General features: G+C 59.3%; 26 protein-coding genes. 17 read left to right on the top strand and 9 right to left on the bottom strand.

Going from position 1 to position 19,410, the window contains the following annotated elements:
• Positions 1 to 32 precede the first annotated feature (32 nt).
• The gene (locus tag K0B93_RS16780; RefSeq protein WP_219868411.1) at positions 33 to 1,115 is read left to right on the top strand and encodes a mechanosensitive ion channel family protein; all 1,083 of its coding nucleotides are present in this window, start codon (positions 33 to 35) and stop codon (positions 1,113 to 1,115) included.
• Here K0B93_RS16780 and K0B93_RS16775 read toward each other — a convergent pair.
• Positions 1,098 to 1,970 (bottom strand): pirin family protein, encoded by an 873-nt coding sequence (locus K0B93_RS16775; protein ID WP_228743572.1) that lies wholly within the window; start codon positions 1,968 to 1,970, stop codon positions 1,098 to 1,100. The genes K0B93_RS16780 and K0B93_RS16775 overlap by 18 nt on opposite strands.
• 204 nt (positions 1,971 to 2,174) lie before the next feature.
• On the opposite strand from K0B93_RS16775, the gene K0B93_RS16770 reads away from it, so the two are divergent.
• Together K0B93_RS16770 and K0B93_RS16765 are read left to right on the top strand one after the other, a co-directional pair.
• Positions 2,175 to 3,029, top strand: a complete 855-nt coding sequence (locus K0B93_RS16770) for a crotonase/enoyl-CoA hydratase family protein (RefSeq protein ID WP_219868409.1) — start codon at positions 2,175 to 2,177, stop codon at positions 3,027 to 3,029.
• Positions 3,029 to 3,628: a CPBP family intramembrane glutamic endopeptidase gene (locus tag K0B93_RS16765; protein WP_219868408.1), complete on the top strand. Its 600-nt coding sequence runs from the start codon at positions 3,029 to 3,031 to the stop codon at positions 3,626 to 3,628. Before K0B93_RS16770 ends, K0B93_RS16765 begins: the two co-directional genes overlap by 1 nt.
• Here the strand turns inward: K0B93_RS16765 and K0B93_RS16760 are convergent.
• Genes K0B93_RS16760 through K0B93_RS16745 form a run of 4 tightly spaced genes read right to left on the bottom strand, consistent with a single transcriptional unit; the run spans position 3,625 to position 5,907 of the window.
• A complete protein-coding gene (locus tag K0B93_RS16760) occupies positions 3,625 to 4,038 on the bottom strand; it encodes a DUF2721 domain-containing protein (protein ID WP_219868407.1) in 414 nt (137 codons plus the stop codon). The two genes, K0B93_RS16765 and K0B93_RS16760, sit on opposite strands and share 4 nt — an antisense overlap.
• Positions 4,039 to 4,075: 37 nt before the next feature.
• The gene (locus tag K0B93_RS16755) at positions 4,076 to 4,429 is read right to left on the bottom strand and encodes a gamma-glutamylcyclotransferase family protein (RefSeq protein ID WP_219868406.1); all 354 of its coding nucleotides are present in this window, start codon (positions 4,427 to 4,429) and stop codon (positions 4,076 to 4,078) included.
• A 19-nt stretch (positions 4,430 to 4,448) separates the two neighbouring features.
• Positions 4,449 to 5,018 (bottom strand): NnrU family protein, encoded by a 570-nt coding sequence (locus K0B93_RS16750; RefSeq protein ID WP_219868405.1) that lies wholly within the window; start codon positions 5,016 to 5,018, stop codon positions 4,449 to 4,451.
• Positions 5,019 to 5,031: 13 nt separating this feature from the next.
• Positions 5,032 to 5,907, bottom strand: a complete 876-nt coding sequence (locus K0B93_RS16745) for a LysR family transcriptional regulator ArgP (RefSeq protein WP_219868404.1) — start codon at positions 5,905 to 5,907, stop codon at positions 5,032 to 5,034.
• A gap of 88 nt (positions 5,908 to 5,995) precedes the next feature.
• Between K0B93_RS16745 and K0B93_RS16740 the strand changes: the two genes are divergently transcribed.
• Entirely contained in the window at positions 5,996 to 6,601 is a 606-nt protein-coding gene (locus K0B93_RS16740) for a LysE/ArgO family amino acid transporter (RefSeq protein ID WP_219868403.1), read from the top strand.
• A gap of 375 nt (positions 6,602 to 6,976) precedes the next feature.
• Here K0B93_RS16740 and K0B93_RS16735 read toward each other — a convergent pair whose 3' ends face one another.
• Positions 6,977 to 7,474, bottom strand: coding sequence for a C40 family peptidase (locus tag K0B93_RS16735; RefSeq protein ID WP_219868402.1), 498 nt, complete (start codon positions 7,472 to 7,474; stop codon positions 6,977 to 6,979).
• A 100-nt stretch (positions 7,475 to 7,574) separates the two neighbouring features.
• The gene (locus tag K0B93_RS16730; RefSeq protein WP_219868401.1) at positions 7,575 to 8,243 is read right to left on the bottom strand and encodes an SOS response-associated peptidase; all 669 of its coding nucleotides are present in this window, start codon (positions 8,241 to 8,243) and stop codon (positions 7,575 to 7,577) included.
• A gap of 57 nt (positions 8,244 to 8,300) precedes the next feature.
• On the opposite strand from K0B93_RS16730, the gene arfB reads away from it, so the two are divergent.
• The gene (gene arfB, locus K0B93_RS16725) at positions 8,301 to 8,714 is read left to right on the top strand and encodes an alternative ribosome rescue aminoacyl-tRNA hydrolase ArfB (protein ID WP_219868400.1); all 414 of its coding nucleotides are present in this window, start codon (positions 8,301 to 8,303) and stop codon (positions 8,712 to 8,714) included.
• On the opposite strand, the gene K0B93_RS16720 is transcribed toward arfB, so the two are convergent.
• Positions 8,705 to 9,781 (bottom strand): alpha/beta hydrolase, encoded by a 1,077-nt coding sequence (locus K0B93_RS16720; RefSeq protein WP_219868399.1) that lies wholly within the window; start codon positions 9,779 to 9,781, stop codon positions 8,705 to 8,707. The genes arfB and K0B93_RS16720 overlap by 10 nt on opposite strands.
• A 109-nt stretch (positions 9,782 to 9,890) precedes the next feature.
• Here K0B93_RS16720 and K0B93_RS16715 point away from each other — a divergent pair, with 109 nt between their 5' ends.
• The 7 genes from K0B93_RS16715 to K0B93_RS16685 all read left to right on the top strand — a co-directional run bounded on the left by K0B93_RS16715 (position 9,891) and on the right by K0B93_RS16685 (position 15,149).
• A complete protein-coding gene (locus K0B93_RS16715; protein WP_219868398.1) occupies positions 9,891 to 10,208 on the top strand; it encodes a DUF2007 domain-containing protein in 318 nt (105 codons plus the stop codon).
• 100 nt (positions 10,209 to 10,308) lie between these two features.
• The gene (locus K0B93_RS16710; protein ID WP_219868397.1) at positions 10,309 to 11,001 is read left to right on the top strand and encodes an SDR family oxidoreductase; all 693 of its coding nucleotides are present in this window, start codon (positions 10,309 to 10,311) and stop codon (positions 10,999 to 11,001) included.
• 177 nt (positions 11,002 to 11,178) lie between these two features.
• Entirely contained in the window at positions 11,179 to 11,598 is a 420-nt protein-coding gene (locus tag K0B93_RS16705) for a MarR family winged helix-turn-helix transcriptional regulator (protein WP_228743606.1), read from the top strand.
• A gap of 52 nt (positions 11,599 to 11,650) precedes the next feature.
• Positions 11,651 to 12,079 (top strand): organic hydroperoxide resistance protein, encoded by a 429-nt coding sequence (locus K0B93_RS16700; protein ID WP_219868396.1) that lies wholly within the window; start codon positions 11,651 to 11,653, stop codon positions 12,077 to 12,079.
• Positions 12,080 to 12,217: 138 nt separating this feature from the next.
• Positions 12,218 to 12,976, top strand: coding sequence for an SDR family oxidoreductase (locus tag K0B93_RS16695; protein WP_219868395.1), 759 nt, complete (start codon positions 12,218 to 12,220; stop codon positions 12,974 to 12,976).
• Positions 12,977 to 12,980: 4 nt separating this feature from the next.
• A complete protein-coding gene (thpR, locus tag K0B93_RS16690) occupies positions 12,981 to 13,550 on the top strand; it encodes an RNA 2',3'-cyclic phosphodiesterase (protein ID WP_219868394.1) in 570 nt (189 codons plus the stop codon).
• A gap of 30 nt (positions 13,551 to 13,580) precedes the next feature.
• Positions 13,581 to 15,149 (top strand): carbon-nitrogen hydrolase family protein, encoded by a 1,569-nt coding sequence (locus tag K0B93_RS16685; protein ID WP_219868393.1) that lies wholly within the window; start codon positions 13,581 to 13,583, stop codon positions 15,147 to 15,149.
• 11 nt (positions 15,150 to 15,160) lie between these two features.
• Here K0B93_RS16685 and rluF read toward each other — a convergent pair whose 3' ends face one another.
• The gene (rluF, locus tag K0B93_RS16680; protein WP_219868392.1) at positions 15,161 to 16,081 is read right to left on the bottom strand and encodes a 23S rRNA pseudouridine(2604) synthase RluF; all 921 of its coding nucleotides are present in this window, start codon (positions 16,079 to 16,081) and stop codon (positions 15,161 to 15,163) included.
• A 132-nt stretch (positions 16,082 to 16,213) separates the two neighbouring features.
• Here rluF and K0B93_RS16675 point away from each other — a divergent pair, with 132 nt between their 5' ends.
• Genes K0B93_RS16675 through K0B93_RS16655 form a run of 5 tightly spaced genes read left to right on the top strand, consistent with a single transcriptional unit; the run spans position 16,214 to position 19,410 of the window.
• Entirely contained in the window at positions 16,214 to 16,567 is a 354-nt protein-coding gene (locus tag K0B93_RS16675) for a substrate-binding periplasmic protein (RefSeq protein WP_219868391.1), read from the top strand.
• 7 nt (positions 16,568 to 16,574) lie between these two features.
• Positions 16,575 to 16,967 (top strand): hypothetical protein, encoded by a 393-nt coding sequence (locus K0B93_RS16670; protein ID WP_219868390.1) that lies wholly within the window; start codon positions 16,575 to 16,577, stop codon positions 16,965 to 16,967.
• 17 nt (positions 16,968 to 16,984) lie between these two features.
• Positions 16,985 to 17,590: an ABC transporter ATP-binding protein gene (locus tag K0B93_RS16665; RefSeq protein ID WP_219868389.1), complete on the top strand. Its 606-nt coding sequence runs from the start codon at positions 16,985 to 16,987 to the stop codon at positions 17,588 to 17,590.
• On the top strand, positions 17,577 to 18,383 hold the full coding sequence (locus K0B93_RS16660; RefSeq protein ID WP_219868388.1) for an ABC transporter permease: 807 nt from the start codon (positions 17,577 to 17,579) through the stop codon (positions 18,381 to 18,383). The genes K0B93_RS16665 and K0B93_RS16660 overlap by 14 nt, the downstream gene beginning before the upstream one ends.
• 16 nt (positions 18,384 to 18,399) lie before the next feature.
• Complete coding sequence (locus K0B93_RS16655) at positions 18,400 to 19,410, top strand: CobW family GTP-binding protein (protein WP_219868387.1); 1,011 nt, start codon at positions 18,400 to 18,402, stop codon at positions 19,408 to 19,410.

The raw sequence follows: 19,410 nt of genomic DNA, 5'->3' as shown, positions 1-19,410 counted from the left end.
GACACAATCACTTAGGGTAGTCGGAGCAGGGCATGTTGGAATCTCTTCAGGCGGGCACGAGTTCTTGGTTGTATCCGGGCCTGACGGCCCTCGTGTCCGTCGCTCTGACTTACGCTGTTTTCCGTCTGGTTCTCGGCATAATCCGGCGGCTCACGCGCCGTAAGGCGGTCCCCCGCCTCTTCCTTGATGCATCAGCCAGGGCTTTGGGCATCTTTATCTGTTTGATGGTGCTCAATGGTGTCCTTGAGGCTGCCCCTTCCAGACTTCCGTTTCTGGCCGAATTGCAGCACACAGCAACGCTGTTGCTGATTATCACCGGTACCTGGACGCTGGTGCGATGTACCTCGGCCCTCGGCGATGTCATCGTCACACTGAACCCGGTTCTCGAGGGTGAATGGAAACGGGCCCGGAAAGTGGAAACCCAAACCCGCTTCCTGGTCCGTGGCCTGAATATTCTCATTGTGATCCTCGGTCTCGGTGCAGCCCTGATGACTTTCGATTCGGTTCGCCATGTCGGTGGCAGCCTGCTGGCGTCGGCAGGTGTTGGTGGCATCATTCTGGGTTTTGCCGCCAGGCCGGTGTTGGGGAACCTGCTGGCTGGAATGCAGATTGCGCTGACCCAGCCGTTCCGAATCGATGATGTGTTGTACGTGCAGGGTGAGTGGTGCTGGGTGGAAGAGGTGACGGCCACCTATGTGGTGTTGCGGGTCTGGGATTTAAGGCGCCTGATCGTGCCCCTGCAGTGGTTCATCGAGAATCCGTTCCAGAACTGGTCCAGGAACAACTCCGATCTGCTCGGCACCGTGTTCATCCGGCTCGATTACGGCATGCCGATTGTTCCGCTACGGGAGGAGTTTGCCCGGCTGTTGCGGGAGGCACCGCAATGGGATGGCAAGGTGGAAACGGTACAGGTGACTGACTCCGACGACCGGACGATCCAGGTACGCTTCCTGATGAGTGCCCCGGATTCCAGTAAGGCCTGGGATCTGAGGTGTGCTATACGCGAGGGCCTGGTTACCTTCCTCCAGGAGAACTACCCGGAGTATCTCCCGCGGATCCGCGCCCGCTTGGTGGACGGCGAAGAGCTTTTGGCGGCCTCACCGTCGCCACGGTGACGGCGGCCCCTGGAGCCGCTCACCCGGCCACTCGGGAATATTGCCAAACCGGAGGCTTTCGGTGTCCCAGTCCTGCTCGGCCTCGACTATTTCCTCTTTGTGATAACCCACGTAGTTCCACCACATGATCACCTCCTTCTCCAGAGGTTCCCCGCCGATGAGGAGCAGGCGGGTTGCCGGATCACAGGTTACGGCCAGCGTTGTCTGGCCCTCTTCCAGGTAGGCAAGTTCGTCCGCCTCGAACCGCTCGCCGTTAATTTCACAGGCTCCGGTCAGTGGCAGGATGCCGTATTCAAATTCGGGATTCAGTTCCAGTGCCAGGGTCTGGCGCAACTCGCAGTCAATATCCAGGCCAACCAGAGGCGAGTAGTGCAGGGTGTCTGCCTGACGTTTCTCGTACTGACCGGTCAGCAGTGTCCAGGTTGCTCCCTGATTCTGCCAGCAGGGCAGAGCGGGATAATGATCAAATCGCGGTGGCGTATTGCGGTCGGCCTCAGGCAGGGCAATCCACAACTGGGCGGCGTGCAGCGTCCGGTCACCGAACAGTGATTCCTCGGTGTGACTGATCCCCTGGCCCGCGGTCATCAGATTGACTTCGCCCCGTCGGACCGGCTGGGCAGTGCCAAGGCTGTCCCGGTGCAGAAGCTCGCCCTGAATCATCCAGGTGAACGTTTGCAGCCCGATATGAGGATGTGGGCCGACACGCAGGCCCGGATCGGCTTCATCGAAGGTTACCGGGCCGATGTGATCAAGAAAGCACCAGGCGCCGATCTGGCGACGGCCCCGAGTCGGAAGATTTCGGGCCACGGGTATGCCGCCCACTTCTCCCGTTCGTGCCTGAAAGCGCTGTGTCATATTTTTTCGCCTCTTACAGTGAATCTTCAGCATGGTATTGCCCGAATCAAACAGCAAGCTGGTTGGCAGAGGCAATCGGGCTGAACGTATCAGAATTTACCTGCCCCGGGTTGTCGGCATATGGTTAGCTGGGTAATGATGTTGTGTTGCTGGCCAGGCTAGTGCTTTCTGGCCCAAAAACAAAACCTATGGAGGAGTCCTGTCTTGTCTGATCTTGCCACTTACGAAAGCTTCAACGTTGAAGTGAAAGATTTCATCGCCCACGTTCAGTTCAGCCGCCCGGACGTGCTGAACACCATGAACAAGGCTTTCTGGCTGGAACTGCCGAAATGCATGCAGGACATTGAGGCCAATACCGATGCCCGGGTGATCGTTATTTCCAGTACCGGCAAGCACTTCTCTGCAGGTATGGATCTGGGGGTTTTCAGCGATCCGAAAGCCGTGCCCATGACTGGTGATCCGGGCCGTATGGCGGAAAACCTCCGCCGCGTTGTCCTGCAGCTCCAGGACACCCTGACCTCCCTTGAAAAGGTTCGTCTGCCGGTACTCGCCGCCATTCACGGTGGCTGCATCGGCGGCGCCCTGGATCTGGTGTGTGCCGCCGACAGCCGTTACTGCACCGAGGACGCCTACTTCACCATCAAGGAGACCGAGCTCGGCATGACGGCAGACGTCGGCACCCTGCAACGGCTGCCAAAGCTAATGCCGGAGGGTGTGGTCCGGGAACTGGCCTACACCGGTCGGAAGTTTTCGGCTCGGGAAGCCCAGAACCTTGGCTTTGTTAACGCTCTTTACCCGGACCAGGATTCGCTGCTGGAAGCCGTTATGGAAATCGCCAGCCAGATCAGTGCCAATTCCCCGTTGGCGGTCACCGGTTGCAAGGAAATGCTCAACTACAGCCGTGATCACTCCGTCGAAGACAGCCTTCGCTACATGGCGACCTGGCAGGCAGGCATGTTCCGGCCGGGTGACATGATGAAAACTTTCCAGGCCAAGGCCCAGAAACAGGTTCCGGAGTACGGTGACCTGCTCCCGGTAAAAGGCCTGTTCGAGTCCTGATGGCTGTCGGGCGCTCCCGTTCCGGAATCTCCGCGCTCAGCGCCCTGCTATTTCAGGGTGGTATAGGTGTGGTGGGGCTGGTTGCCATACTGGTCTTTGGTATCCCGGTTCAGAATAGCGGGCTGTCCTGGCTGCAGAGTGTTACCTGGGGTTGTCTGGGTGCTGTCGGTACCTATGGGGTGCTGATTGCGCTCACCCGCATACCGGGTCTGTTCCCGGACAATCTCGAACGCCAGATGAAAAATCTTCACGATTTTGCCGCCAGTTTTGGTGGGGCGATTCTGGTGGTGTTGTCCGTCATTGCCGGGGTCGGTGAGGAGTTGCTATTCCGGGGAGCGGTGCAGGGCTGGCTCACTGGCAGCCTGGGCGAAACGACCGCGATTGCAGTCGCCTCATTGCTCTTTGGTCTGGTGCACTACATTTCCTTCACCTATTTTCTCGTTGCGACAGGGCTCGGATTGCTGCTGGGCACCGCCTACGCCCTGTCCGACAGCCTTTCCATGGTTATGATCTGGCACGCGGTGTACGACATGGTCGCGCTGTTCTGTCTGCTGCGTTTCCCACACTGGTTTGGCGTTTCGCCGCGACAGCACCCTTAATTGGTATCCTCCTGCGGAGCGCTCTTGCGCGCTTCAAAGCTGGACAGCTCGACGTTGATGGCGTTGGTGGATATCTGTATCTCGTAGAGGGAGTAAAGCAGAGATAGGGACAGCAGAACCAGGCTGATGCCAAAGGCCACAATGCCCGGCATCTCCGCGCCCAGGAACAGCAGGAACATCGACATGGTGCACAGGAAAAAACTCAGGACGCCATAGGCCTGCATGCGCTTGGTCAGCACGATGCGTTTGCGGAGCATGTTGATCTGACGGGCAATCAGCGCGTGATCTTCCTCCGTGTCCATCTGTTTCAGTTGACGAATGAGCTGGGCAAGAACCAGGAAGCGATTGGTGTAGGCCAGCAGTAACAATGAAATCGCCGGGAACAGCAGGGCAGGCGTTGTCAGGTCCAAAATCGGGTCCTTGTCAGTGCGAATGGGCGGGCGCTGGTTACCACACGCCCGAGGTTATGCGCCGGTGGGATGCAACCGGCCTGTTGTAAATATAGACCCACGCAGAGCCATGATGTGTTGCCATGCGCTTGCGCAGGTACAGGCTCTCTTCCGGTGCTGCCGGGAAATAGTCCTCGAGAACGTCCAGATCCGCGAGGATACGGTCGTTAATGGCGTACACCTCAACCACTACGCCGTCCGAGGGCCTGATCACCGCGCCGGGGTAGGGGCCAAGGTCATACAACGTCAACCCGGTCAAAGCATCCTCGCCAAGAAAGGTTGCCTCCCGAAGCAGACCGCTGTTGGAGCAGCCACGCTTCAGGGTCCCGTAAACCGCTACCAGGTGTTTCACCGTGTCCCACCTATTCCTATCAGGTGGGGGATACGCCGATCAGCCACTGGTGGGCCCAGACGACGGTGACCACATAAACCGCAAGCCCGCCGATGACAGCGATCAGGTCATTGGCTTTCCCCGCGGGCAGGGCAGGGATCGCTCGCTGGGTTCTTCGCTTCATGGAGATGCGGTCAACAACGGCCCAGGCCAGGAATGCCCCGAACAGAATCACATCGTGCAGCATTCCATTGGCCAGCAGGTGTGCCAAGGCCCACAGTTTGACTGCAACCAGCATCGGGTGTTTGAGCGTGGCCTTGATGCGGCCAGGAAAATAGGTGGCAAACAGAAGAGGAAACACCGGCACCAGCAACAGCATGGCCAGGTGTCGCAACCAGCCTGGCGGCGTGTACAGAACGGTGGGGTCCAGTCGGGCCGCGCCGTAGCCGATCACAATCAGAACCAGCCCGATCAGGGCGACGATCGAATAGAGTCCCTTGAACGGCCATTCGCCCAGAGAGGCCTGCAAGCGGTTCCGCAGCGGCTCATTGACGATGGAAAGCGAGTGAATACCCAAAAACAGAACCAGGCCGGCAATCAGTGTGGCCATTCTCAGAGCTCCTTTAATACGTAAATGGTTTGGCGGCTGTCAGCGTATCGGTCAGTCGATCCATGATTCCGCCACTGTGACGCCAAAAATGCCAGTATAGTTGTACCTGCAAGGACTTACCGGGCGCAATGCTGACCAGTGTACCTGCGTCCAACTCCCTGCGCGCCTGCATCTCGGGAATCATGCCGTAGCCCATTCCCGCCAATGCCAGCTTCACAAACCCCTCCGACGACGGGCAAAGGTGGTGCGGGACGCTGCCGTGGAAACCGCACTGTGCCAGAAAACGATGCTGGAGCTGGTCATTGGGCCCAAACACGATGGCTGGCGCTGTCTCCAGGCTCTGTTCGTTAAAGCCATCACCGAAATGCCGCCGGACGTAAGCCGGTGTGGCCAGAGGTAGGTAAGCCATACTGCCGAGCGGCACACTGCGCGCGCCGGCGACTGGTTGCGGGCTGCTGCACAGGCAGGCGGCCACATCGCCTTCGCGCATGCGACGCAGTCCAATGTCCTGATCCTCGATCACCAGGTCCAGTAGCAAGGCCTCGTCACTGCAAAACGCCCCTATTGCCCCGGCCCACCAGGTGGCCAGGGTGTCGGCGTTCAGGGCAATTCGCAGCCGGGCAGACGGTTCCGAAATGGCGGGGATGGAGCGGGCGAGGTCGCGCTCCAGTAGCTGAACCTGTTGCACATGGTTCAGCAGCCGCTGGCCCGCCGGCGTCGCCTTCAGGGCGGGACTGCGAACCAGTACGGGTTGGCCGAGACGAATCTCGAGCGTCCGTATTCGCTGGGACACGGCGGATTGAGTGAGGCCGAGCGCGGCGCCGGCGCGTTCGAACCCGCCGCATTCGATAACGGTTGCCAGGGCTTCCAGCAGCTTGTAATCAATCATTAGAAAATCTTATGCAGCATTACGAGTATGAATTTCAAGTATAGCCGGGAACCGTTATTCTTGCGCCATCAACTGAGGAGTTCATGCTGTGCTGGAAAGTTATCTGACAGGATTGGTGGTCTGCGGTGGCATCATCGTGGCAATCGGTGCCCAGAATGCCTACATTCTGAGCCAGGCGATCCGCCGTGAGCACCATTGGTGGTCCGCCGGCATCTGCATGATCGCGGACGTGTCCCTGTTTACCCTGGGGATGTTCGGTGTCAGCGCCGCCCTGATGGCCATGCCACAGGCACTGGAAATTCTGCGCTGGCTGGGAGTCGTTTTTCTCGGCTGGCTGGCGGTCCAGGCTTTCTACCGGGCCGGTCGGGGGCGGTTGGCCCTGGAAGCCGGCGAAATCACCCGGCGCAGCCTCAAAGGTGTGCTCTTCACTACCCTGGCGGTAACGCTGCTGAACCCTCAGGTTTACCTGGATACGCTCCTGCTGATTCCCGCGGTGGGCGCCCAGCAGGAAAGCACCACCACGTTTCTGGCCGGGGCCAGCAGTGCCTCGATTCTGTGGTTCACGCTGGTGGCGTGGGGTGGCTCCGCGCTGGCGCCGGTTCTTTCGCGCCCCATGGCCTGGCGCATTATCGACGGCGTGATCGGTCTGATGATGGCCGCCATCGCCTTGCAGCTTGCCTTCGGCGGACTGTGATCGGACCGGTATCGGATTTCTGGAAAATCAAACGACCGTATGAATTTTGATTGCATCCTTGGGTGCGCTTGTTGAAGATAGGCTGCTATGTAAAGCCGAATTCACTGCAGGGGCGTACTCATGAACAGAAAAATCCGCCAGTGGTTTGCGAGCGCCGGGGCGTTGCGGCGCAGGTTGACCACCTTCGGGCCCTACCTGGGTGCTGGCGTCAAAGTGGCTCATATCGCCGACGATTTCAGTACCGCGACGGTCGAAATGCGCCAGCACTGGTTCAACACCAACTACGTGGGTACCCACTGCGGCGGGTCGCTCTACAGCATGGTGGACCCCCTCTACATGCTTACGTGCGCGAGAAACGCTAGGGCGATTCCCGGTCTAGTCAAATCGCCGTGCCTCGGTATACCGGTCTTTCCAGTAATAACCGTCGAGTTTTGACTGGGTGACACCGACGGACGTGGAAGCGTGGATAAAGCGGTCATCGCCCATGTAAATGCCGGCATGCTGTTCCTTGCCGCGGATTCGGAAAAACACCAGATCGCCCGGTTGGACCGCATCCGGCGCAACGACTTTGCCGTACCGGAGCATCTGTGAGGTCGTACGGGGTAATTGCTGCCCAAGCCCTTCCCGGTATGCGGTGAGGATAAAACCGGAGCAATCGAATCCGTCGGCCGAGGTGCCACCATATTCATAGGGTGCCCCCGCATAGCGTTCGTAGACCTGCCAGAGCCTATGGGCTTTGTCCGATGACGGAACCGGCTCAACTCGCTTAAGCCCCGCGTCGGTTCCGGTTTGCAGGTTCTGGTTGCTGGCACAGCCGCCGAGCGCAAAGGCGAGAATCACCAGCACAAGTGATTGTCTAAGCGTGACTGCCATTCCGTAACTCCGGGAAAAGGTTTACGACAAACCTTATTACCGAACGGTCCGGATGTCAGGTTACGGTTTATTGTCATTGGGTGAACCCACAGCCGCGGCGTCACACTGGGTTGATCAGGTCCGGTTCATTGTGGCGAGGATTGTTGACGTCGCTGGAGACCGGGAACGCCTCCAGCTGTTCCACCGGCAGACGGTGGGTGACAGAGCGAATGTCATCCCGATCGGTCAATGAGGAATCCAGCCAGCCTTTGAAACAGGCTGGGTCAAGCACGACCGGCTGGCGGTCGTGGATGTGCCTGAACACATCGCTGGCCGGTTCGGTGATGATGGCGCAGGCGGTGGTGTCGTCGCCCTCTCTGGGCGTCCAGATGCCCGCAAAGAAGATGGCAGGGGTCTGCCGTGGATTGGCGGGGGTCAGGTAGTGTGGCTCCTTTCCCCGCTCGGTTTGCTTCCATTCGTACCAGCCGTTGGCCGGGATCAGGCAGCGGTGATGGGCGAAGGCTTCCCGGAAATACCGGGACGTAGCCACGGTTTCAGCACGGGCGTTGATCGGTGCTGGCGCCTTGTCACCCGCCCAAACAGGGCGGAAGCCCCAGTGCGAATGCGACAGTATGAGCGTGCCGTTCATGCTGGTGCGAATCATCGGAATGCCCACCCCCGGAGGGATGTTGTAATCGGGGTCGAAGTGCCCGTCGACTTCAAGCCCCTCCGGGAAGAAGTGATTGATCAGGGTTTCCGGTGGTGTATAGAAAGTGAATCTTCCGCACATGTCTCAGGTTACCGGGTTTTCGAGGCCTGGGGCCTCCGGATTTGTTACCCTTACTGAATGCTGAAACTATCCAATGCTGTTGAACTCGCCGACTGGGAGATCGAGCTTACCCAGATCCGGGCTCAGGGAGCCGGCGGCCAGAACGTAAATAAGGTCGCCTCAGCCGTTCACCTGAGATTCGATATCCTGCACTCGAGCCTGCCTCCGTTCTACAAGGAGCGACTGATGGCGCTGAATGATCAGCGGATCAGCAAGGACGGTATCCTTGTTATCAAAGCACAATCCTTCCGGACTTTGGAGCTGAACAAGGAAGACGCCCTGAAGCGGCTGAAGGACCTGATACTGGAAGCGGTCAAACCGCGAAAAGCCCGCCGGCCCACCAAACCCTCCCGATCCGCTCAACGCAAGCGGGTTGACCGTAAAACCAAGAAGGGCAAGACCAAGGCTCTGCGCGGCAAGGTTCAGGTCTGAGTCGTTTGCGGCTGAGCGCTGCCCGATTCGACCCTGTGCAAAAATTCTTTGATATCTTCGAAGGCTTCTTCCGCTTCCGGTAGCAGTGACACGAAAATGTGCCAAACATGGACCATGCCGGCCCAGGTGTGCAGCTCCACGGGCGACCCCTCGGCCTGGGCCTTGGCGGTATACCTGCGGGCGTTATCGAGCAGCATTTCGGTATCGCTGGCGTGAATCAGGGTGGGTGGCAAATTGCGCAGATCACCCCGGACCGGCGACGCCACGGCGCTTGCGGGTGACACCCGGAATGCAGCAAGGGTGGCCCACCAGATCACCGGCAACGGAATTTTTGACAGCCCCCCGAATGCGGGCCCGAGCAGCGGATCTGTGCGGATGTTTTCGCGATTGCTGGGCGCCGTCAGGGTCAGGTCGGTCGACGGCGACAGGGCTACGGCCGCATCGGCCTGACGAAGTCCGTTGTCCCGGATCCACGCCAGCAATCCGAGGGTGTGGCTGCCGCCCGCCGAGTCACCCGCGACCACTACGAAAGAAGCCTCCCCGGGGCCATCCGGCCCGTGCTTCAACAACCAGGCATAGGCCTTACGGCAATCCCGGACTCCGTCCATGTAGCGGTTCTCAGGCATCAACCGGTAGTCCACCGCAAAAACCGCGGCGTTGGCCAGGTGGGAAAATCGGTCCGTAATTCCCCGATGGCTTCTTGGGCTGCCAGCCGCCCATGCGCCACCGTGGATGTAAAAGACCCGTCGACGGGTGTCGACGCCCGGAGCAATCACCCATTCGCCCCGGGGGCTGTCGTTGGCACGAAATTCGGAATCAAGGCTCAGCCCGTCGCTCAGACCATCCATATGTTTCCGCAGGGCAGTCAGGCGCGCCTTGCCCCTGAGCCCGCGGGAGCTTTGTCCGAGTTCCCTAATACGGCCGAGGACTTCCTGGTGAGCATCGCTCGGAGGGCCCTCCCGGACCGGGTGCTCGTGGCTGTCGAGGTGAGACAGGTCCTCAACCCGGAACAGCACCAGGGTGACGACAATAATCAGTGCAACGATAGCCAGAAGAATCCAGAGCATGGGGCGTCCGTATCAAATTGGCCCCGGACATGGGGGCGAACTATGCTTGAAATAATACCCGTTGATCGCGGCGGGTTCTGCCCTCAAAGATCACAGAAGGAGCAGGGCGATGCAAATAGCCTATCGGGCCCGGGACATCACCGAGGCACACATTGTAGCGGGATATCTCAATGCCCACGGTCTTGACGCCCATGTGGGCGGACACTACCTGCAAGGTGCCATGGGCGAAATCGGTGCCGCCGGTTTCAGCAATGTCCACGTGGAGGACGAGGACCTGTACCGGGCCAGAGAACTGGTTCAGGAATACGAGGCCGGTGGTAACACTGCCGTTGCGTCCGATAAGGGTGATGACAAACCCGATTTCTACGCTCGGTGGTTTTTGCTCGCCCTCGCCATCATCGGGGTGTTGCTGATCAATATCGACTGATTGTTGGGGCATCACTTGTCTCGGGGTTAGTGATCCATTGATCGACGGCACCCAAAGCGTCGTAACACACTTCGTAATTTTTCGATTGGAGACCAGACTTATGGCAAATCAGCCGGTAATGCTCATTACAGGCGCCTCCTCGGGCATCGGTGCTGCCACTGCGCGGGCGGCCGCCAAACAAGGTTACCGCCTGGTGCTGGCCGCGCGATCCGAGGAAAAACTGAGCGGACTGGCCCGGGAGCTGGGTGGCGACGAAACCGTACTGACGGTCCGGTGTGATGTACAGGATGGCGACGATCAGAAAGCGATGGTGCAACGGGCGCTGGCGACATTCGGCCGGATTGACGCAGTCTTTGCCAACGCCGGTCGTGGCGGCGAGCCCGGCGGGTTCAGTAAGGCCGATCCGGAAGTCTGGAAGGACATGATCCTGACAAATATTTACGGTGTGGGTCTGACGGTGCAGCATTGCCTGCCGGCACTCCGTGAAAGCAAGGGGCACCTCCTGCTGACCGGATCCGCCGCCGGTCGAGTGACAATTCCCGGCTCTATGTACAGCGCGACAAAATGGGCGGTTTCCGCAATTGGTTATGGCGTACGCGAAGAACTTCGCGGTTCGGGTATTCGGGTCACCCTGATCGAACCAGGTATGGTGGACACACCGTTCTTTGACGAACGTCCGGAACATGCTCTGAAACCGGAGGACATAGCCAGCGCTGTGATGTATGCGGTGTCCCAGCCTGCCCACGTCGACGTAAACGAAATTCTGGTGCGTCCGACACCTGCTGAAAAATAGCCCTTTCGATCCTGTCCCCGCCCAGGTGGGGACTTCTCGATGCTTTTTTGCGATTTCATGAACTGTTTGCTAATTTACCTCGTACACAAGGTAATCGTGTGCGAGGTTAAATTCGTGGAACTCAAAAACGCTGACGGTTGTGAATCACAGGACGGGTTGCTGAAGCTCGACCGTCAAATGTGCTTCGCCCTGTATTCGGCGTCGCTGGCAATGACCAAGTTGTACAAGCCACTGCTGTCCGATCTCGGGCTCACCTACCCGCAATATCTGGTCATGTTGGTGCTGTGGGACAACGACGGCGTGTCGGTATCTGCGCTCAGGGAACGTCTGCACCTTGATTACGGGACGCTGACGCCGCTGATCAAACGCCTGGAAGCGCAGGAACTGCTCACCCGGCGGCGCTCCGCCGAAGACGAACGTCAGGTCATGATTCATCTGACCGGCAAAGGGCACAGTCTCAGGGAACAGGCGCTGGGCGTCCCGCCCCAAGTCGCCTCGGCTTCCGGCTGTTCCCTGGATGAGCTGGAGGAGCTGAAAAATCAGCTGAATGCGTTGAGGCAGCGTCTTCTCAACCATCTGGAATCCGGGAAGTCCTGAGGTTGCCGTGCAGCCTCGGGCGTCCACCATCAAAGTAGAGAAGGAGAGTGTTATGTCGATCGAACAGGTCGTTTACCGTGCATCTGCAGAAGCCACCGGGGGCCGTGATGGCCGTGCCATTTCCTCGGACGGAATTCTGGACGTCGAACTGACCACGCCAAAGGAGCTCGGTGGTGCTGGTGGTAAAGGCACCAACCCGGAGCAGTTGTTCGCCGCGGGATATTCCGCATGCTTCATTGGTGCCATGAAATTTGTCGCCGGACGAGACAAGCTGGATATGCCGGAAGATGCCTCAATTGAAGGTTCGGTCGGCATTGGACAGATTCCAGGCGGATTCGGTATTGAGGTAGAGCTGGGCATCAGCCTGCCGGGCATGGACGACGCCCAGGCGAAGCAGCTGATTGATGAAGCCCACAAGGTCTGCCCCTACTCCAACGCCACCCGTGGCAACATCGACGTCACCCTCAAACGCGTCGACTAAGGTTCGAAAAATCAGAGCAGCTGTCGGGTTTTCCGGCAGCTGCCACCCGCCTTACTGTACTGTTTTGCCCTCTTGCCCTTGCCAGAATCCGGGTTAGCCGCGACGATAGAATGATCATTCCCGTGACCGGAGGTTACCGTGAACCCTTCTGAACGAGTGGCATTGGTGACCGGCGGTGCGAAAGGCATTGGCCGGGGCATTGTCCAGCACCTGAGCAATGAAGGCTGGAAAGTCGTCTTCAGCGACCTCGATGACACAGTGGGCAAAACGCTGGAGTCAGCGGGCAAGGGGTTGCTGAAGTTTGTTGCCGGCGATGTCGCCAGCGAACGCGATGTGAAACGAATGCTCCGCGAGACACTGTCCTGGGGAGGGCGCCTGGATGCCGTCATCAATAACGCCGGCATTGCCAATCCGGAGACCGGTCCCGTCGAGGCGTTAAGTCTCAAGGAGTGGCAGCGCCGGCTGGACGTGAACCTGACCGGTCCGTTTCTGGTCGCCAAACATGCGGTTCCCCACCTGAGGCAAGCCCGGGGCGCGATCGTGAACATTGCCTCCACCCGGGCCCTGCAGTCGGAACCGGATACCGAAGCCTATGCGGCCACCAAAGGCGGTATTGTTGCCTTGACACACGCTCTCGCCATGAGCCTGGGCCCTGAAATCCGGGTGAACTGCATCAGTCCGGGCTGGATTGATACCCGGGCCCATCAGGGGAGTTCCGAAGGCGTTCCGCCGCTGACCAAGGAAGATCATTCTCAACATCCGGTCGGCCGGGTTGGGGTGCCGGAAGATATCGCGTCAATGACGGACTATCTGATCTCGCCAAAAGCGGGCTTCATTACCGGCCAGAACTTCGTGGTGGACGGGGGCATGGTCCGGAAGATGATATACGGGGAATAGGGCAATGGCGCGCCTGTTTTTCGCCCTGGAAATTCCGGCACCCGTGAAAAAAGGATTGCTCAACGTAGCCGCTCCGGTTGCCGGTGCCAAATGGCAGCATGCCAGCCAGTTGCACCTGACCCTCTTGTTCCTCGGTAATGTGGACAGGGAGAGCCTGCCGGAGATCAGCTCGGCGCTGAAGGAGCTGCCACTGGCCGGTTTCGAGCTTGAGGTGCGGGGCGTGGGGTGTTTTGGTCGCCCGGAAACACCCCGCAATGTCTGGGCCGGTGTCTGCCCCGAGCCGCCGGTGGTAGCCCTCCATGGCATCCTGAAAGAACGTCTGGGGCATCTCGGGTTCCATTTCGAGAAGCGACCGTTCCGTCCTCACATTACCCTGGCACGGTTCCGGAAACAGCGGGGTTCAGTGGCCGGAGTGCTGGCGGCGCACCGTGAGGGTTGCTTCGGTGCGTTTCTGGTTGAGGAGTTTGTCCTGCTGGAAAGCACCCAGGGTGGCTCGGGTTCCGTCTACACCGTGGTGGAACGTTTCCCGCTGGCGAATTCCCTTGACGAAACCGCCGACTCTCACCAAAGATGAGGTTAGTCCTGCGCTTGCACTGAGGTGGTTATGAGTCCTCCGTTTTCGGATCCCGATCAGCGTCTGTTCGTGCGCAATGCCTCCCTCTCTGACATTCCCGGAATCATTGAACTGAGCCGCCGTGTGTATGAAGGCACAGGCATGTATGGCTATACCAAGGGCCCTCTGACTGGCCAGATCAACACCTTCCCCGAAGGCCAGTTTGTCGCCATGCTCGGCGAAACCGTGGTTGGCTACTGCGCAACCTTCCGGATTTCCGGGGCCATTGCCCTGGCGCCCCATGACTGGACGTCCATCACCGGAAACGGGTACGCCTCACGCCATGACCCGGAGGGCGACTGGCTCTATGGCATGGAAGTGTGCGTGGACCCTGAATGTCGCGGTTACCGCATTGGCGAGCGTCTCTATAACGAACGTAAGCAGCTGTGTCAGAGCCTCGAGTTGCAGGGTGTTGTGTTCGCCGGGCGTCTGCCGACCCTGCGCAAGCGGCTGAAGAAATACGAGTCCGTCGAGGAGTACGTTGAAGCCATCCGTTCCAAGGAGCAGTCGGATCCGGTGTTGTCGTTCCAGCTCCACAATGGCTTCGAAGTGCACGGAATCATTCCCCATTACCTCGATGCCGACCACGACTCGCTCGGGTACGGCATTCATCTGGTCTGGCGTAACCCGAAAGTCCCCCAGAACGGTTCGGGCGAGCAGAGCAAGCGCTATGGCAGGCGGATGCCGGATACGGTGCGCGTTGGAACCGTCCAGTACCAGCAACGGCCGGTCCGTTCATTCGACGAGTTCAGCGAGATCGTCCGCTATTTCGTGGATGTCGTATCCACCTACAAGGGCGACTTCGTGGTGTTCCCGGAGCTGTTTACGCTCCAGTTGCTGTCCATTGAACGGCGGGATGGAAGCGCGGCCGAGGCGTTCGCTGCGGTTACCCATTATGCCGGACGTTACCGGGACCTGATGCGGGATCTGGCCCTCAGGTACAACATCAATATTATTGCCGGCTCCACGCCTGTCCGAGAGGAGGACGGGTCCGTTCACAACACCGCCTATATCTGTCTGCGCGATGGCCAGGTGTTCACCCAGCCCAAGATTCACCCGACGCCGAATGAGGCCTACTGGTGGAACGTGCGGGGCGGGAACCGGGTCAGTGCCATTGAAACCGATTGCGGACCGATTGGTGTGCTGATCTGTTACGACGCAGAATTTCCAGAGCTGACCCGACACCTCGTGGATCAGGGTGTCCAGATCGTGTTCGTGCCGTTCTGCACCGACGAGCGTCAGAGTTATCTGCGGGTACGTTATTGCTGCCAGGCGAGGGCGGTGGAGAATCAGGTTTACGTGGTCATGTCCGGCAATGTCGGCAACCTGCCCAACGTGCCAAACATGGAAATCCAGTACGGCCAGAGCTGCATTCTGACGCCCTGTGATTTTCCGTTCGCCCGGGATGGTATCGCCGCTGACACAGAGCCCAATGTGGAAACGGTGGCCTTTGCCGACTTGCGTCCGGAAGTACTGATTACTGCGCGCAACAGCGGTACGGTGAAGAATCTTCAGGACCGCCGCCATGACCTTTACAGCGTGAACTGGCGAGGGGAATGATACGGCCGCCGCTAACGCTTGGTGCTGCGCTGGCGCTGTTTCTTTGGCTTCCGGCTTGCTGCCGGTTTGGCACCTGAACGCCCCGGAGGCTTCCCGGCCGGCTTATTGCCAGCGGCGGGTTTGCGGGCTTTGTTGCCGGGACGCTTGCCAGTGGCAGCGCCGCCCGGTTTGGCGGGGCGGGTCTTTTTACGGGTTCCCGCCGGTGCCTCGGATGAGGAATCCCTGATGGCGTCGAACAGCACCGTCAGCTCCTTGCTGGTGAGGTCTCGCCATTGGCCAACCGGGAGGCCGCCCAGGCTGACGTTCATGATGCGGATGCGTTCGAGTTTGGTGACTTCATAGCCGAAGTGCTCGCACATCCGGCGTATCTGGCGATTCAGACCCTGGACCAGGACGATCCGGAAAACGAATCGGGATTCCTGTTGAACCTTACACTTCTTGGTGACGGTGCCCAGGATCGGTACGCCGCCGGCCATGCCTTGAATAAAGTCTTTGGTGATGGGCTTGTCGACGGTGACCAGGTATTCCTTTTCGTGATTGTTGCCGGCCCGGAGAATCTTGTTCACCAGGTCACCGTTGCTGGTCATGAAGATCAGGCCCTGGGAATCCTTGTCGAGCCGGCCAATGGGGAAAATGCGCTCGCTGTGACCGATAAACCGCTGGATATTCTGCTTTTCGGCGGTGTCGGTGGTACTGACGATGCCCACCGGCTTGTTGACGGCAATGAAAACCAGGTCGTCTTCTGATCGCGGCTCAATGACCTGACCGTTGACCTTGACCGTGTCGGTGGGCAATACCTGATCGCCCACCGTGGCGCGTTTACCGTTGATGTAGACGTTGCCCTGTTCGATGTAACGGTCGGCCTCCCGCCGGGAGCAGAGTCCGCTTTCGCTGATGTATTTGTTCAGACGGGTGGAGGAACTGGTGGTCATCTGTGGTCCGGTTGATGGCTGAGTGAGCACATGATAGCAGGGGTGTACCGGGCTTACAGCCTCTGTGCTGGCGCTTTCCCGTAGCCTCTGCCATCATTCGGACATCATCCACGTTAATATGCAGGCACGGCCTTGCTTGCCGGTCTGAGAGTCGGAATCTCGCCCGGTTACTCCTACTCTTCGGGATTTGCCAGCGCCACCAACTTCGAGAAAATCAGGATGCCCGGTATCGACTCCGGACTGCGCATGCTGTTGCCGGGGCGCATCGATGTCACGCTTGCCAACCGGTACGTGGTGTTGAATCAGGCCGATCGTATGGGGGTGACCGACAAGATTGAGCTGTCAGACGTCGCGATCAGTGGCGGGCCGGTATACCTTGCCTTTCGACGGGGGATTCCGGAAGATCTGGTCGAAGCGTTTTCGACAGCGCTTGCGCAATACAAACGGGCCAACCTCATCACGGAGCGGCCCTCAAACGGTCTATAAGGTCTTTATGGAAAAGACACGAATTACGATTGTCGCAGTCACCGGTATTGTCCTGTTTTTCCTTGCGAATTATCTCTGCCGTTTTCTTCTCGGATTCACCGGTGTACTGCCGTCCGTTCTGATTGCAGCACTGATCGCGGCCTACATGGGGTTCTCGGTGGCCCGCGCCCTGAAGCGGGAGCCTTTACCGGAAGAGCGGTCGCGGGCGCTGTGGATTTACGGCGGTTTTCTGGGGGCTTTGTTCCTGGCGTTCGGTGCCTGGGTATTTCTGGACACCGGGTTCGACCTGCTGATCGCCGCGACCCTGCTTTCTCACTATCTGCCGTATCCGGCTTTTGCCCATGTTTTCCTCTCGGATCGCCTGGTCCGGATGTTTCTTAACGGAAACGAGCAGTCCTGACCATTGCGGAGCACGATTTGACGACGCTGACTTTGAACAAGCTCTCCGTTGGAACGCTGCACGCTGTCGATCTCTCGGTCCATGGCGGTGACATTGTTTGTGTGTCCGGGCCTTCAGGCAGTGGCAAAAGCCGCCTGCTCCGAGCTGTAGCGGACCTGGACCCCCATGAGGGCCGGGTGCTGCTGGACGAAACATTCCAGGGAACTGTGCCCGGGCATATCTGGCGCCAGCAGGTCATGATGGTGCCGGCGGACAGCCAGTGGTGGTTTGAGGACGTCGGCTCTCATTTTGGTTCGGATGCCCGCGAGGTACCCGGCGCGCTCGGGTTCCCGCCGGACGTGATGGACTGGGCGGTGAACCGGTTATCCTCGGGGGAGAAGCAACGCCTGGCTGTGCTGCGTGCACTGGTCCGGAATCCCCGGGTCCTGCTGCTTGACGAACCCACCGCGAACCTTGATGACGCCATGATCCGTCAGGTTGAAAGCTGGCTGCTTGAGGAAATCAGGAAGCGGGATCTGCCGGTGATCTGGGTCGCCCACGATGCCGCCCAGATTGAACGCGTGGCTGATCGGCACTACTGCATTCGGGGTCATGCACTGGAGCCCGTCCATGGAAGTCATTGATCTCGCCTGGTGGAAGCTGGCCCTCACCGCGGTGCTGATTCTGGCACTGGCGGGTGTCTGCCTGACCACCCGGCTTGGTGTGGCCCGCAGTCTCCTCATTGCCGCCACCCGCACGGTCATCCAGCTTGCGCTGATCGGGTTGGTGCTGGAAGCACTGTTCGCGTCTTCCGAATTCTACTGGATCGCCCTGTTGGCCACGGTCATGCTGTTAGTGGCTGGCCGGGAAGTCATGGCTCGCCAACAGCGCCGGCTGAGGGGCTTCTGGTCCTTCGGCATTGGCACCGGCGCCATGTTTGTTTCCTCATTCACAGTGACAGTGCTGACGCTCGCGGTCATCATTGGTCCTGAACCCTGGTATGCGCCGCAGTACGCCATTCCGTTGCTCGGGATGATGCTGGGTAACACCATGACCGGCGTGGCCCTGAGCCTGGACCGTCTCAACGAGTCAGTTTGGAGCCAGCGCTCGATCATCGAGAACCGCCTGATGCTCGGTGAGCCCTGGCGGGATGCTCTTGAAGACATCCGCAGACACGCCATGCGCAGCGGTATGATGCCCTCCATCAACGCCATGGCCGCCGCCGGTATCGTCAGCTTGCCGGGCATGATGACTGGCCAGATTCTGGCCGGCAGCCCTCCCGCGGTGGCGGTGAAGTACCAGATTCTGGTGATGCTGACTATCACCGTCGGCACCGGTTTCGGAACCCTGATGGCGGTATCGTGGGGCAGTCGCCGGCTGTTCGACGACCGTGAGCGTCTCCGGCTGGACCGATTGTTAACACAGAAGAACCGATAAGGCGGCAATACCGTTCATGAAAACATCCATTCCTACCAACCTGATCCTCGGTTTTCTGGGTGTCGGCAAAACCACCGCGATTCTGGACTTGTTGAAAGCCAAACCCGACGGCGAGGTCTGGGCGGTGCTGGTCAACGAATTTGGCGAGGTCGGCATAGACGGTGCGATGCTGCAGTCCGAGGGTGCCGTGATCAAGGAAATCCCCGGGGGCTGCATGTGTTGTGTAGCCGGCCTGCCTATGCAGGTTGGTCTGAACCAGCTGATCCGGCAGGCCAGGCCCGATCGTCTGATTATCGAACCCACTGGGCTGGGTCATCCGTCACAGATCCTTGAGACCCTGACCGGTGAGCATTACGCAACTGTGCTTAATCTCGGGCCGGTCATCACACTGGTCGATCCCCGCAAGCTGGAAGACCCTCGCGTGCTCGAGAATGTGCAGTTTCGTGACCAGGTGGCGGCGGCCGACATTCTCGTGGCCAACAAAACCGATCTTGCCTCGCCAGCGCAGGTTGACGCTTTTGAGCGCTGGGCTGCCTCTCTCGCCGGCACAAAGCGGGGGGTATTCCTGACCAGCCTGGGCCGGTTGAGGCCCGAATGGCTGGACGGACAGACCGATCTGCCCGAAGTAACGACCCCTCACGCCCACCATCATCATGATGAAAAGGGCTTTGTGCCGGCGCCCGACATTCAGGAGCAGCCGTGGCAACGGGTCAGAAACGCCGGGCAGGGCTACGTAAGCCTTGGCTGGCGGATTCACCCGGAGATCCGGTTTGACGAAAAGCGGCTTATGGCATTGGCCATGGACAGTCGGTTTGAACGGTTCAAGGCTGTCATTCACTGTCTCGATGGTTGGCGAACGCTCAATATGGTGGATGGTTCGCTGTCCGTTACTGACTGCGAACCCCGCGATCTGTCCCGGATTGAGGTCATCAGCGCCGGGGAGCTACCGGAAACCGATCTGGACCATGGGGTTCAGGCGGCCGCAGGTCTTCAGGAGGCCGACAGCACCGGCGGCGGAATGTCATGA

Source organism: Marinobacter sp. F4218 (assembly GCF_019443085.1).
In the GTDB taxonomy this organism is placed as follows: Bacteria; Pseudomonadota; Gammaproteobacteria; order Pseudomonadales; family Oleiphilaceae; genus Marinobacter; species Marinobacter albus.
This window is presented reverse-complemented; position numbering and strand designations above follow the sequence as displayed.